The following is a 14,504-nucleotide window of genomic DNA, read 5'->3' as shown; positions in this document are numbered from 1 at the left end:
CATGCAGTCAATGTCTGTGGCACCTGGTGCCGGCCGCCGCATGCGCATTGTCGGGGCCACCGTGGTCTCGATGGATGAGCGAATCGGTGTGCTCAACGATGCCGCGGTGGAGATCGAGGGTGATCAGTTCACCTTTGTGGGCCCGGCTGCGTCTAGTTTGCCTGGGTTTGGCTCGGGTGAGACGATCGATGCGAGCGGGTACATCGTCTTCCCGGGGCTCATCAATGCTCACATGCACACTTGGCAAACTGCGCTGCGCGGCATGGCGAGCAACTGGACGTTGCCCGAATACTTTCGGTGGATGCATGCGGGTCTGGGCACCCACTTCACGCCTGAAGACATTCACATCGGCACTTACGCCGGTGCAATGAATCAGCTGAATGCCGGCACCACCACCTTGGTGGACTGGTGTCACAACAATCCTACGCCAGCACACACGGATGCGGCCATCGATGCGCTGGCACAAAGCGGAATTCGTGCAGCCTTTTTTCATGGCAGCCCCAAACCCGACCCGAAACCGGGTCAGTTACCGTACTGGGAGGTCAGCCACCCACGCTACGAAATCGAGCGGCTGCAGGCTGACCCACGGTTTTCGGCTGGTGGATTGCTGAGTCTGGGAATGGCCATCCTTGGGCCGCACTATTCGACGCTGGACGTCGCCAGGGCCGATTTTGCACTCGCTCGTGAATACGGCCTTGTTGCCTCCATGCACCAAGGCGGTGGCGCTCCCCGTGCGGCCGAAGGCTGGGCAATGCTGGACCGAGAAGGGCAGCTCGGTGCGCACGTCAATATCGTGCATGGCAACGACCTGAGCGACGCGCAACTCGACCGTTTTGCAGCCTTGGGGATGAGCTTCTCTCTGACCCCCGAGGGCGAGATGACGCAAGGCCACGGTCACCCCCTCACTGGCCGGTTGCGCACGCGGGGCATAACACCTTCGATCGGTGTGGATCTTGAATCCAACTTTTCCGGCGAGATGCTGGTGGCTGCCCGCATCGCGCTCGCGCACCAGCGCGCACTCGATAACGCAGATTTTCGCCGTGCGGCCGAAACGCAAGGCCCTGTCATACCACCCACCACCACCGTGCAGACACACGAAGCCTTGCGTTGGGTGACGGTAGCGGGTGCCCAGATGCTGGGGCTGGCCCATCGCTTCGGATCGATCACTCCGGGCAAACAGGCTGACCTGATTCTGATTGATGCGCGCAAACCCAACATGCAGCCGGTGCACGATCCGGCCACTGCCGTGCTGCTGCACACCAGTCTTGCCAACATCGATTCAGTGATGGTGGCCGGCCGCTGGCGTAAGCGACATGGATCGCTGGTCGATGCTAGGGGCTGTGCGATCGATCCGGAAAGTTGGTTGCCGGCTCTGCGCGAGTCGGGCTGCCGCTTAGCTGCCAGCGTGGGCTGGAAAGCGTCCCAATAAATGGGGATGCAATGACAAGAAATTCAATAACTGGAGACGCAATGACATCCACTGAACCTCCGTTGCTAGAACTTCGCGGCATCAGCAAGCGCTTTGCAGGTGTCCAAGCGCTTGATGACGTTTCGTTCGAGCTCTTTCCTGGTGAAGTGCATATGCTTCTGGGCGAGAACGGTGCGGGTAAATCCACCCTCATGAAGGTCTTGTGCGGTGCGCACAAAGCCGACGCTGGAGAATTCTTCCATCAGGGCAGGCCCGTCACGATTTCTGGCTCTGCGGATGCACAGCAGTTGGGGATCGCTGTGATCTTCCAGGAGTTCACGCTCGTTCCCTATCTGAGCGTGGCGCAGAACATCTTTCTCGGTCGGGAGCCGAAAGGCCGTCTGCCAGGTGCTGTCGACCATGTCCGGATGCGACAGCAGGCACGGGTGATCATGGACCAGCTCGGCATGACGCTGCATCCCGACACCTTGGTGGCCACCCTGGGCGTGGCACAACAGCAGATGGTGGAGATTGCCAAGGCACTGTCGCAGGATGCCCGCATCCTTGTGCTTGACGAGCCGACTGCGGCTCTCTCGGACAACGAGACCGAAAAGTTGTTCCTCATGATCAATGAGCTCAAGCAGCAAGGCGTGGCGATGGTGTACATCAGCCACCGCATGGCCGAGGTCTTCTCGATGGGCGACCGCATCACGGTGCTGCGTGACGGCAAGAAAGTGGGCTTTCGCATGCCTGGCGAAACCGAGCCGGACGAACTGGTGAGCCTGATGGTTGGTCGAAAGGTCGACATGTCCTACGCACGCGAATACTGCCGGGCGCCTGGAGAGCTCGCGCTGCGGATGCAGGGTGTCACGGCGCGCAACGGCATTCAGGATATCGATCTGGAGGTGCGGGCCGGCGAGATTGTCGGCTTGGCCGGCCTCGTCGGCTCCGGTCGAACCGAGGTCGCACGCGCCATCTTTGGTGCGGACCCGATCGCGTCGGGCCGCATCGAGATCTTCGGCCAGCACCAGACCGGTGGCCCTGCTCGTGCGCGCCAACTGGGTGCGGCCCTTATTCCAGAAAGTCGCAAAACCGAAGGGCTCGCGCTCATTCGCTCGGTGGGCGAGAACCTGATCCTGGCCAGTCTGCCACGCCTGTTTCCGGGCGGGTGGTTCTCGCCCGGAAAGGCAGCTCGCCAGGCGCGCGAGCTCATTGCGCGGCTGCGCATCGCCACGCCGGGCCCTGATCGGCGCGTTCAGGTGCTGTCGGGCGGCAATCAGCAAAAGGTCGTGATCGGCAAATGGCTGAGCGCGGAATCAAAGCTCTTCATCTTCGATGAGCCCACCCGCGGTATTGACGTCGGCGCGAAGGCCGAGATCTTCGCGCTTATCGATTCCCTGGTGAAGAAGGGGGCCGCAGTGCTGATGATTTCTTCGGAACTGGCGGAGATTGTCAATGTCTGCGATCGCACCTACGTCATGCGCGAAGGCCGTGTCGCTGGTCATCTGACACGCAGCCAGATGAATGAAGAAGCCATTTTGACCTTGGGGATGCACCATGCCTGAACTGACTGTTCCACGCGATGCCGGTCACGGCGTGCGCGAATTGATGCACCGGCTGCGGTGCAGCGGGAGCGCCAGCGGCGCGCTCATGACACTGGCAGTGCTGTGCGTGGCATTTGCGCTGTTGACCGACAACTTCCTCGAGAGCGCAAATCTGAGGAACGTGGCGGTGCAATCGACCATCCTGCTGCTCATCGCATTGCCGATGACGCTGATCATCATGACCGAAGGCCTTGACCTGTCGATGGGCGCCGTGCTCACGCTGGCCAACGTGGTGCTCGCTATGGTCGCGGTGAAGACCGGCGGGGTAGTGTTCGCACTGCTTGCAGCACTGGGCGTCGGCGCGGTCTTCGGATTGTTGAATGGGACTCTGGTTGCTCGCCTGGGCATTCCTCCCTTCGTTGCGACCTTGGGCACGCTGGGCGTGGCACAGGGTCTCGCGCTGGTCGTGACCGATGGGCAGAGCGTGGTCGGCATCCCTGACTCCGTGCAGATGTTCTACAGCGGCTCGCTCTTCGGCGTGCCATCCCCGCTATGGATTGCGATTGCCGCCTACCTGGTCTTCCATATCGCGCTCTATCACACGCGTTTTGGCGCCTATGTGTTTGCGCTCGGCGGCAATCGTGAGGCATTGGGATTGGCGGGGGTTCGCACGCGGATTTACCTAGTGGCTGTGTATGTCATCGGCGGACTGATGGCGGGACTGGGGGCGCTGCTTCTGACGGCTCGTATCAGTTCGGGACATCCCACTGCCGCGCTTGGCATGGAGTTCGACGCCATCGCCGCTGTTGCAGTGGGAGGTACGTCGTTCGAGAAAGGAAAGGGCTGGCTGTTGGGCACCCTGATCGGAGTCCTGGCAGTTGGCGTTCTGCGCAACGGTTTGAATCTGATGGGCGTCACTTCGGCCGTCCAAGTCGCGGCGATCGGATTCCTGGTGATCTTCGCACTGATGTTCGACGCGCTCCGTGGAAAGCAGTCATGAACCGCGCAATTCAACCCCAAGCACTTGATGCGGCAGCGTCCGCCCAGGGAGCCACCCGATGAGTACCGTCATGAAACAACCACCATCCTCCGCTGCCGCGATGACACCAAATGCGTCGGGTGGCCTGTGGAGCTCGCTGCCGGACCCGGTGCGCAGCGTCGTCTTCCGGTTGCTGGCACTCGGCCTGCTGTGCCTCGCGCTGAGCCTGGCCAGCGACGCCTTTCTCACCGGAGCGAACATCGTGAACGTGCTGCGGCAGGCCGCACTACTGTTTCTGTTGGCATCCGGTGTGACGCTGGTCATTCTCACGGCCGGCCTGGATCTCTCCGTTGGAGCCAACGTCGCCATGAGTGCGTGCCTGGCCGCCACCCTGATGAAGTCCACCGGGTCGATTGCGCTGGCGGTGCTTGCGGGGCTCGGCTGCGGCTTGCTGATCGGCATTGCCAACGGCCTGTTGATCACGTTGATTCGCATCCCGCCCTTCATCGCGACTTACGGAATGCTCTGGATTCTCCATGGCATCACCTACTGGTTCATGAAGGGCGAGACGATCCACGGGTTTCCGGCCGCGTTCCGCGCTGTGGGCAGCGGCCATTGGCTGGGAATCCCTATCCCGGTGTTCCTGATGATGGCCTTTCTGCTGATTGGTGTCGTTTTCGCACAGCGAACCCGATGGGGTCAGGAAATCTATGCGGTCGGCGCCAACCCCGAGGCCGCACGCCTGTCCGGCGTGCCGGTGAAGCGCCGTCTCGTGCTGGTGTATGCCGTCAGCGGCGCGATGGCCGGACTGGCCAGCCTGATTTTCCTGGCACGGCTCAACTCGGCCGAAGGCGACATCGGTGAAGCGCTGACCCTGCCGGCGATCGCGGCCGTGCTGATTGGTGGGACCTCCCTGTTCGGTGGCGTGGGATCGGTGTTTGGAACACTGATCGGTGCGCTCATCCTGACCCTCGTGCTCAACGGCATGAACCTGCTCGCGATCAATGCCAACTGGCAGCCCGTAGTAACAGGCGTGATCGTGGTTGCAGCGGTATTTTTAGACAACCTCACCCGTAAAGGAGACAAGCGATGAAGACGAAAACGAAGATGAAGATGGTTGGCCATTGCGCGCTGGCAGTGATTGCAGTCTGCAGCGCAGCGCCCAGTCTTGCGCAGAGCGGCGAGCGCATCGCGGTGTTCACCAAGAATCAGACCAACCCCTTCTTCCAGGCGGTGCGGCTGGGTGCCGATTCGGCTGCGAAGCAGTTGAACGCCAAGGTCACCCACTATGTGCCGACCAAGCCGGACAGCATTCCTGAACAGATGAGCCAGGTGGAGGACGTGATCGTCAAGAAGCCGGACGCCATTGTCTTCACTCCGGTCGACTACAAGGCCATGGTGCCGGCCGTCGCCAAGATCAACGGAGCAAAGATCCCAGTAGTGAACGTCACGGACCGAAGCGACGGTGGCAGCTTCGTGGCATTCGTGGGGGCCAGTGACTACAAGCTGGGATTGGAGACGGGCCGGTACTTGATCAAGGCCATGGGCGGGAAAGGCAACCTCGTGGTACTCGAGGGGGTGAAGGGAGCGCTCACGAGCATCGACCGCGTGCGGGGCCTTAACGATGCTGTCAAGGAGGCATCCGGCATCAAGTTGCTCGCATCGCAGCCAGGCAACTACCAGCGCTTGCAGGCACTGCAGGTAATGGAGAACCTGATGCAGTCGCACCCGAAGATTGACGGCGTTTTCGCTGCCAACGACGCCATGGCGGCAGGTGCCATCGAAGCGCTCGATGGTGCCAATCGCAAGGCGTTGGTGGTGGGCATCAACGGCACCAAGGAGGCGATCGATGCCATCAAGGCCGGAAAGATGTTGGCCACAGGGGACTACAACGGTTTCATGCAGGGCTGCATGGCCGTGATGACGGCCGTACGCGATCTGCGCAAGCTGCCGATTCAGAAGGAGATCGTCTTCCCGGCCACAGTGATCGACAAGTCCAACTACCAGCAAGGCGAAACACCTGTCGAATCCCGCAGTTGCCCCAAGTGGGAAGACGCGGTCAAGACCTAACTCGAGCATCCAGGAGGACCCCGTGATATGCAAGCTCCACCTTCTCGATCGTGCTCAGCGGCATGAACCTGCTGGCGAGCATCGGCAATGGGCAACCGGTGATCTCAGTGATCGTGATCGTGGCAGCACTTTCGAACAATCTCACTCAAAAAACCGACGGATGATGAAGATGAAAACAACGACGATTGGCCGCTGCACGCTGATGGCAGTCGCAGCATGCGCTACCGCATCCAGCTTCGCGCAGGGGGGGGAACGCATTGCGGTGTTTACCAAGAACCAGACGAATCCCTTCTTTCAATCGATTCGACTCGGTGTTGATTCGGCTGCAAAGCAGATGAATGCAAAGGTCACTCACTATGTGCCGACCAAGCCGGACAGCATTCCGGAACAGATGAGCCAGGTGGAGGACGTCATCGTCAGGAAACCCGATGCGATCGTGTTCATTCCCGTGGACTACAAGGCGATGACTCCTGCAACGCAGAAGATCAATACCGCCAAGATCCCTGTGGTGGCTGTTGGAGAGCGCACTGAAGGGGGCCAGTTTGCTGCATTCGTCGGGGCCAGCGATTACGGGCTCGGACTAGCGACGGCGAATTACCTTTTCAAGGCGATGGAGGGCAAGGGCAATGTCGTCATCATCGAAGGCGTAAAGGGCTCGTCAACCAATACCGATCGAATCCGCGGATTCAACGATGCGATGAAGGCCTTTCCAGGCATCAAGCTCCTCGCGTCTCAGCCAGGAAACTATCAGCGGTTGCAAGCCCTTCAGGTGACGGAGAACCTGTTGCAAAGCCATCAACAAATCGACGCGGTTCTTGCGGCAAACGATGCGATGGCGTCAGGGGCCATCGAAGCGCTTGATGGAGCAGGTCGCAAAGCACTGGTGATTGGGATCAACGGCACCAAAGAAGCCTTCGACGCTATTCGGGCGGGAAAGTTGTTGGCCACAGGTGACTACAGCGGTTTCCTCCAGGGATGTGTGGGGACGATGATGGCAATTCGCTCTCTTCGCGGTGAGCCAATCATGAAGGAGTTGGTCTTTAACCCCGTACTCATCGACAAGACCAATTTGCAGAAATTCGATGTTCCTGCTGCGCAGAGAACTTGTCCCAAGTGGGAAGAAGCCACGAAGTAAGCAAGCAACTGTGTTGACAGAAGCCGTGGCCGGAATTCATGAGTTCGCATGTTGAGTGATTCCAATCCCAAGCTTCGAGACACATAGCGAAGGATCAGGTCAATGCTCAATCCTCAATATCGCGCCTTGGCGCTCGCGATGCAGCAACAGGGCGCGGTGCCTCTGCACACGCTGACTCCTGGTGAGGCTCGCCGCCAGTTTTTGAGCCGCCGATGCTGGCAGCCCGATGCGCCAGAGGTGGCTGATGTGCGCTCACTTCAATTTGCCGGGCCAGCGGGTTCTGTGCCCCTGCGCCTGTACCGACCGCTGCGCTCCGATCCGTCTCAGACGCTCCCTGCGCTGCTGTACTTTCATGGTGGAGGTTGGGTGATCGGTGACCTTGATTCGCACGATACGCTGTGCAGGGAATTGGCGAACGGATCACGGTGTGTGGTGATCGCTGTGGACTACAGGCTCGCTCCGGAGCATCGATTTCCAGCGGCAGTTGAAGACGCACTCGCTGCTGTCAGGTGGGTTCGTGAGCATGCGGATTCGCTGGGCATCGATCCGACTCGGCTGGCAATTGGCGGAGACAGTGCGGGGGGCAACCTGGCAGCGGTTTCGGCCTTGGCAGTGCGGGATGCGGGAGAGCCGTCACTTGCCTTTCAACTGCTGATCTACCCGGTTATCGATGCGCGACGCGGTTCCGAGTCGTACAGGTCGCTGGGCCAAGGATATGGTTTGACTGCCGACACGATGCAGTGGTTTTGTGCCCTGTACCTTGAGGATGCAAGCCAGGAAGCGGATTGGCGTGCCTCACCTCTGATGCATGCCGATCTGTCACGCTTGCCGCCGGCCTTCATTCTTACTGCGGGCTATGACCCGCTTCGAGACGAAGGGCTGCAGTACGCACAGAAGCTGACCGAAGCTGGTACGCCGTCTTCTCTCATCAACTTCGAACGTCAGGTTCATGGATTTGTCACCATGGGACGGGTGATCGACGAGGCGAAGGTCGCTGTGCAGCTCTGCGCGTCCCAGCTCAGGGAGGCGCTTTGCACCCAATGAGTCATACACCGAGGAGACACCGAACCTGATGTCTCGCATCTTTCTGCAAACGCCAATCAACCCAGAGTTCATTCTTTCCAGGAGTACATCGTGATATTCGCATTCCATTTGATCGATCGCCCGGATGGGGCCGACTTGCGCCAGCGCGTGCGCCCCCAACACAAGGACTACCTTGCGGCCGTGGCCGACCGCGTCGCGTTTGCCGGGCCGCTGACAGAGGACGACGGCAAGACCATGATTGGCAGCTTGCTGGTCATCGACTTCGAGGACCGTGCCGCCGCCATGCGCTGGGTGGCGGACGAGCCCTTCACCAAGGCCGGCCTGTACCAGACCGTCTCCGTGTTGCCCTTCACCAACCTGTGGCCGCAGAAGGTCGGCTTTCCCCCGGCCTGATCCCATGACGATCAAGCACATCGTCATGTGGAACCTGCGGGGCGAGTCCCCGCAGGAGAAGGCGAATGCCATCGAATTCCTGCGCAGCAGGTTCGAGGGCCTGCGCGGTCAGATTCCCGGCCTGCTGCATCTGGAGGTGGGAGTAGATGCGAGCGGCGTGGATTACGCCTGCGACGTGGTGCTCTACAGCCTTTTCGACAGCCGGGAATCCCTTGCCGCATACGCCACTCATCCAGCGCACTTGCGGGTCCGCGACGAACTCGGCGATCTGCGCATCAGCCGCCACCAGGTGGACTACGTCGTCGCCTGAGACGGCGTTGCACAACACGAAACTGCATCACGAGACTCAGATGAACAAGTCCGACATCACCCGCCCGCCCGAAGCTTCGCGCACTTTGGAACGCGATTTCGTCTTTGTTGCCCAACCGTCCCGGGTGGTGTTTGCCTCGGGCAGCCTGCAGCGGCTGGCGCAAGAGGTCGAAGCACTCGGTGCACGACGCGCGCTGGTGCTGTGTACGCCCCAGCAAGTGGAAATTGCGGAGGCCGCATCGGCACTGCTTGGTTCCGCGAGCGCGGGCGTTTTCAGCGGCGCCGAGATGCATGTGCCAATCGAATCGGCAAGGCGCGCACGGCAGCATGCAAGCGAGGTCGGTGCGGACTGCGCGGTGGCCATCGGTGGGGGCTCCACGGTGGGCCTTGGCAAGGCCATTGCGCTGGAATCGGGGTTGCCGATCATCGCCGTCCCGACTACCTATGCGGGTTCGGAGATGACACCGATCTACGGTATCACCGAGGCAGGCGTGAAGAAGACCGGACGCGACCTGCGCGTGTTACCCCGCACCGTGCTGTATGACCCGGAACTGTCGCAGCATTTGCCCTTGGGCATGTCTGTGGTCAGCGGCATCAATGCCATCGCCCATGCCGCCGAGGGACTTTACGCGCAGGACGGAAACCCGGTCATGTCGTTGATGGCGCAGGAGGGAATCCGCGCGCTGGCGCAGGGCCTGCGCGGCATCCATCGCGCTCCCGATGACATGGCGGCACGCAGCGCCTGCCTGTACGGCGCTTGGTTGTGCGGTACGGTGCTTGGGCACGTGGGCATGTCGTTGCACCACAAGCTGTGCCATACCCTGGGCGGCAGCTTCAACTTACCGCACGCGGAGACGCACACGGTAGTGTTACCCCACGCGCTGGCCTACAACGCACCGGCCGCGCCGCAGGCCATGAGCCGCATTGCGGCCGCACTCGGAGCGCCGGATGCGGCTGGGGGCCTGTTTGACCTGGCACGAGACCTGGGCGCACCGACCTCGCTGCGCGAGATCGGCATGCCGAAAGACGGCCTGCGGCGGGTGTTGGAGCTCACTCTGACCAACCCTTACTGGAACCCGCGCGCTCTCGAAGCCGACGCGCTGGCCAAACTACTCGACAACGCTTGGGCGGGCGAGCGGCCTGAGGTACAGCCATGAGAGTCGGCATGGTGGGGTTGGGGACGATGGGTTTGCCCATCGCCCACAACTTCGTCGCAAGCGGTTTCGACCTGTCGGTGTTCAACCGCACTCCAGCCAGGGCTGCCGCGTTGGGTGACCGCGTGACCTACGCAACCAGCCTGGACCAATTGGCTGGGGTAGATGTGCTCGTCACGATGGTGACGGGTGACGACGCGCTGGAGGACATCTTCTTCACACGCGGCCTGATGGAGAAGCTTCCCGACGGATGCGTGCACATGTCATGCAGCACCATCAGCATCGCCATGGTGCGCCGACTGCAAGCGGCGCACACGGCGCGGTCGAGCACGCTGGTCACGGCGCCGGTGGTTGGCCGTGCCGACCGCGCAGCCGCCGGAACCCTGGCGGCACTGGTGGCCGGCCCCTCAGAGGCCAAATCGCGCGTTGCGCCATTGCTTGCGTGTACCACTGCGCGAGCCTTTGATCTAGGGACCGATCCATGCACGGCGCTCGCGGCGAAGTTGGCCAACAACTTCATGATAGGCGTGAGCATTGAAATGCTGGCGCAAGCCTTCAGCATCACTGACGCGCACGGCGTCGAACGCCAAGCCTTTCTCGATTTCATCACCACATCGTTGTTCGCGGCGCCTGTCATCAGCATCTATGGCGATCTGATGCGCCGGGAGCAATTTGTGCCCGCCGGTTCGCCGCTGGCGATCGGGCTGAAGGACATGGGTCTCGCCAAGGCGGCAGCGGCTGAGGGCATGCGCGAGTTGCCGTTCGCGGACATCGTCGAATCGCATCTGCGCAGCGCGATGGCACAGGGACTGGACGATCACGACTGGGCGGTGCTGGGAAGGCCTGATCAGCAATGGTCGATCAGTGACCCCGAAGCCAAGCCGACTGAATGAGCATAAAAAAATGGCATACGATTTTCTGATCATCGGCGGCGGCACTGCAGGGGCGGTCATCGCATCTCGTCTCTCGGAAAACCCCGCACATCGCGTCCTGCTGCTGGAGGCGGGAGACGACATTCTGCCGGGCCGCGAGCCGGCGGACATTCAAGACCCTTTTCCCACCGCTACCCTCAATCCGCATTATTTCTGGGACGGCCTGACGGCGACGGCGCGGGATGGTGGGACGCCCGCTCGGTATCCGCAGGCACGGGTGATGGGGGGCGGATCCAGCATCAACGGCTTGTTTGCGCTGCGCGGCGTGCCTTCCGACTATGCGCGTTGGGGGGCGGCCGGGGCGCGGGGTTTCTCGTGGGATGCCGTGCTGCCGTACTTCCGCAAGGTCGAGGACGACCGCGACCGGCGCGATGGTACCGGCAACCCACACGCCATCGCCCGTACACCGAAGGCCGAGTGGCCGGCCTTCGTGCGTGCGATGGAACAGGCGGCGCACAGCGCGGGCCTGCCCTTCGTGCCCGACATCAACGAGCAACCGGGCGATGGCTTCTTCGCCATGCCCAATGCCATCGACGCCGAGGCGCGTGCCACCACGCCGGGCTGCTACCTGACGGCGGCCGTGCGTGCGCGGCCTAACCTGCAGATCGCGCCAAACACCCAGGTCATCCAGCTGTGCATGAGCGGGACCAAGGTGACGGGCGTCGATACCGTTCGGGGCGGCGTCGCTGTTCAGTACCAGGCACGCCATGTCGTTGTCTGCGCCGGCGGCATCCATTCGCCTACCTTGCTGTTGCGCTCCGGCATCGGGTCCGCCGCAGATCTGGCCGCTTTGGGTATCCCGACGGCGCTGGACCGTCCCGGCGTGGGCCGCAACCTGCAAAACCATCCGTACATGTTCTTTGCCCTCACGCTGCCACGCGGCAAACGTGTGGCCGCTGGCTTGCGGCGCTTCGCTGTCGCTGGTGCGCGAGCATCGTCCCGCCTGCCGGGTGCGCCAGAGGGCGACCTGTTCACTTTTGCGCTGGGGCGGGTGAGCGGTGAGTCGTTCGGCCCGGATTTTTCGCTGGTGGGCAGTGCCTTGTATGCTCCCAAGTCACGCGGGTATGTCCGACTCAAAAGCGCCGACCCATTGGCTCACCCGGACATCAACTTCCGCTTTCTGTCCGATCCCGCTGATGCGCCGCGAATGGTCCAGGCCGCGCGGCTGACCGAACGCATGTTGCGCGATCCGCGTGTGGCTGCCGAATATCACGAAGCCTTCCTGCTCCCCGGTGCACTGGCGATCAGTCAGTTCAATCGACCAGGGCTGGCGGGCAAGGTGTTGTCGCTGGCAGCTGAAATGGCCGCCAATTCGCCGGGCCTGCTGCGCCGCACTATCTTCGGCCGCGCTTTCAAGAGCGGGGCGCCTGCTGCGTACTGCGGCGGTGGGCGCACCATATCCGACGAAGAAATCCTGTCTTCGATCTCGCCCATGGGCCACCCGGTCGGCACCTGCGCCATGGGCGAGGAGAGCGACCCTCTCTCGGTGGTGGACGATGCCTTCCGCGTCCACGGCACCCCCAACCTGTTCGTGGCAGATGCCTCGGTGATGCCATCCATCACAAGCGCCAATACCAATCTGCCCACGCTGATGCTGGCTGAACTGGCGGCCGAACGCATTGGACGCTTGTGATCGGCCAACCGACCACCTTCATTTCCCCTAAAGCAAAGAAACAAGGAGACCCCATGTCAGATATCGAGATCAGAACTTCCACTCCTTTGGGCATCGGCAGAGCCGGATTGGCGGTCGTGACGCTGGCCCTATCCATGTCGGCGCATGCTGCCGGTTCGGAGTCGTTGGCCGGCGAGATCAAGCCGTTTCCGAAGCCGAACGTCGTCTTTCAGTACAACGCCGGCGTGGTGATGGACGATGGACTGCCGCTGCGGGTCAACATCTACCGCCCGAGTGCCAGCGGGAAGTACCCGGTAGTCATCACCCATGGGATCTATGGCAAGGACGTCGCTTGGCAGGAGGCCGAGCCCTATAAGCCCACGTGGGGTAAGGTGACAGCCAAGCTCCCCGAGCTGTGCAAGGATTCGAGCTGCGCCTTCATGCGCTGGGAGATGCCGGACCCCGAACGCTGGGTGCCGGCCGGCTACGTCGTGATCCAGGCGGATGCGCGTGGATCCGGCAAGACCCAGGGCTACCTCGACCCGCACAACCCTCGTGAAGAACAGGACTACAAGGCGCTCATCGAGTGGGCGGCGCGGCAGCCGTGGTCCAACGGAAAGGTCGGCCTGCTCGGCATTTCCTACTACGCTATCGGCCAATGGAATGTCGCTGCCCTTCAGCCCAAGGGGCTTGCTGCCATGATCCCCTGGGAGGGCGCAGCCGATCCGTACCGGGATTCCGCTTACCACGGTGGTATCGAATCGGGCACGTTCACGGCCTTGTGGGCGAAAGCACAGGTGCTGCCCAACCAGAACGGCAACGGCGCCACCAGCTTCCGCGACGCGACCACCGGAGGTCTGGCCACGGGCGAGCCGCGCTCGCAGGTGACGCTGACAGGCAGCCGCTTTTCGTGGGACGAAGTCAAACATCCGTTCCTCGACGCCTATTACCAGCAACGCACGCCTGACCTCTCTCGCATCACGGTGCCCACGCTGTCCGTGGGCAACTGGACGGGCATGGGCCTGCACCTGCGCGGCAACATCGAGGGCTACACGCAGATCGCATCCAAGGACAAGTGGCTGAGGATGCACACGGGGGATCACTTCTCTCCGTTCTATGAGGAAGCTGCGTTCTTCCAGCAGAAGGCGTTTTTCGATCGTCACCTGAAGGGCGACACCAGGGCCTTCGCCAATGAGCCTCCTGTGGTGGTCACGGTGCGTGATCCTGTGCGCGGCGACTTCAAACGCAAAGACACCCAGTGGCCCTTGACAGAAACGCGTTTCGAGAAGTGGTACCTCGATGCGGGCACCGGCCTGCTGAGCCCGACCGCGCCGGCCGGCGAGAGTACGACGAGCTACGAGGCCCTGTCCGCCGGCAAGACCTTCACGATTCCTCCTGCGGAGCAAGACCGGGAGTTCACCGGACCGTTGATGGCCCGGCTGTGGGTCAGCAGCACGACCACGGATGCCGATCTCTTCCTGACGGTTCGCCTTTTCGATCCGTCGGGCAAGGACGTCACGTTCGAGGGGACGGTTGCGCCTGCGGTCCCGGTCGCGCAAGGCTGGTTGCGTGTATCTCATCGCGAACGTGACGAAAAGCGCAGCCTGCCTTACCGGCCGGTTTACCTGCATCAGCAGGCGCAGCCGATGGAGCCGGGCAAGCCCTATCCGGTTGACGTTGAAATCTGGCCGACCAGCATCGTGGTACCGCGGGGCTACACCCTGGCCTTGACCATTCAGGGCAAGGACTTCGAGTTCCCGCACATCACCAGCGGCTTCTTCAAAGGCTCGGCGCCGTTCCTGCACCTGGGTCGGGACCCGAAGGTCTACGGGGGGCAGCAGACTCTGCATTCCGGTGGGCAATATGACGCCTACCTGTTGCTGCCCGCCATTCCGGCAAGGCGTTGAATCGATCAAACGGGAGA

13 protein-coding genes are annotated in these 14,504 nt (G+C 61.9%); all 13 read left to right on the top strand.

Annotated features, from left to right (window positions below; genetic code table 11):
• The first annotated feature begins 1 nt into the window (after position 1).
• The 13 genes from AC07OD_RS27145 to AC07OD_RS27085 all read left to right on the top strand — a co-directional run bounded on the left by AC07OD_RS27145 (position 2) and on the right by AC07OD_RS27085 (position 14,487).
• Positions 2-1,429, top strand: coding sequence for an amidohydrolase family protein (locus AC07OD_RS27145; RefSeq protein ID WP_494598489.1), 1,428 nt, complete (start codon positions 2-4; stop codon positions 1,427-1,429).
• Positions 1,430-1,470: 41 nt separating this feature from the next.
• Positions 1,471-2,973 carry a sugar ABC transporter ATP-binding protein gene (locus tag AC07OD_RS27140; RefSeq protein WP_494598487.1) on the top strand — a complete coding sequence of 501 codons (1,503 nt, stop codon included), beginning with the start codon at positions 1,471-1,473 and terminating at the stop codon, positions 2,971-2,973.
• Positions 2,966-3,952, top strand: coding sequence for an ABC transporter permease (locus AC07OD_RS27135; RefSeq protein WP_494598486.1), 987 nt, complete (start codon positions 2,966-2,968; stop codon positions 3,950-3,952). The genes AC07OD_RS27140 and AC07OD_RS27135 overlap by 8 nt, the downstream gene beginning before the upstream one ends.
• A gap of 58 nt (positions 3,953-4,010) precedes the next feature.
• Positions 4,011-5,024, top strand: coding sequence for an ABC transporter permease (locus tag AC07OD_RS27130; protein ID WP_494598485.1), 1,014 nt, complete (start codon positions 4,011-4,013; stop codon positions 5,022-5,024).
• The gene (locus tag AC07OD_RS27125) at positions 5,021-6,001 is read left to right on the top strand and encodes a sugar ABC transporter substrate-binding protein (protein ID WP_494598484.1); all 981 of its coding nucleotides are present in this window, start codon (positions 5,021-5,023) and stop codon (positions 5,999-6,001) included. The genes AC07OD_RS27130 and AC07OD_RS27125 overlap by 4 nt, the downstream gene beginning before the upstream one ends.
• A gap of 169 nt (positions 6,002-6,170) precedes the next feature.
• Positions 6,171-7,136 (top strand): sugar ABC transporter substrate-binding protein, encoded by a 966-nt coding sequence (locus AC07OD_RS27120; RefSeq protein ID WP_494598483.1) that lies wholly within the window; start codon positions 6,171-6,173, stop codon positions 7,134-7,136.
• A gap of 102 nt (positions 7,137-7,238) precedes the next feature.
• A complete protein-coding gene (gene lipP1, locus AC07OD_RS27115) occupies positions 7,239-8,180 on the top strand; it encodes a LipP1 family hormone-sensitive lipase (RefSeq protein ID WP_494598482.1) in 942 nt (313 codons plus the stop codon).
• A gap of 90 nt (positions 8,181-8,270) precedes the next feature.
• The gene (locus AC07OD_RS27110; RefSeq protein ID WP_494598481.1) at positions 8,271-8,573 is read left to right on the top strand and encodes a YciI family protein; all 303 of its coding nucleotides are present in this window, start codon (positions 8,271-8,273) and stop codon (positions 8,571-8,573) included.
• Positions 8,574-8,577: 4 nt separating this feature from the next.
• Positions 8,578-8,883, top strand: coding sequence for a Dabb family protein (locus tag AC07OD_RS27105; RefSeq protein ID WP_494598480.1), 306 nt, complete (start codon positions 8,578-8,580; stop codon positions 8,881-8,883).
• Between the two features lie 40 nt (positions 8,884-8,923).
• Positions 8,924-10,039, top strand: a complete 1,116-nt coding sequence (locus AC07OD_RS27100) for a maleylacetate reductase (protein ID WP_494598479.1) — start codon at positions 8,924-8,926, stop codon at positions 10,037-10,039.
• Complete coding sequence (locus AC07OD_RS27095; protein WP_494598478.1) at positions 10,036-10,929, top strand: NAD(P)-dependent oxidoreductase; 894 nt, start codon at positions 10,036-10,038, stop codon at positions 10,927-10,929. Before AC07OD_RS27100 ends, AC07OD_RS27095 begins: the two co-directional genes overlap by 4 nt.
• A 10-nt stretch (positions 10,930-10,939) precedes the next feature.
• On the top strand, positions 10,940-12,601 hold the full coding sequence (locus tag AC07OD_RS27090; protein ID WP_494598477.1) for a GMC family oxidoreductase: 1,662 nt from the start codon (positions 10,940-10,942) through the stop codon (positions 12,599-12,601).
• Positions 12,602-12,654: 53 nt separating this feature from the next.
• The gene (locus AC07OD_RS27085) at positions 12,655-14,487 is read left to right on the top strand and encodes a CocE/NonD family hydrolase (RefSeq protein WP_494598476.1); all 1,833 of its coding nucleotides are present in this window, start codon (positions 12,655-12,657) and stop codon (positions 14,485-14,487) included.
• The last annotated feature ends 17 nt before the right edge of the window (positions 14,488-14,504 follow it).

The sequence above is a fragment of the Acidovorax sp. GW821-FHT10E03 genome (assembly GCF_059415205.1).
This window is presented reverse-complemented; position numbering and strand designations above follow the sequence as displayed.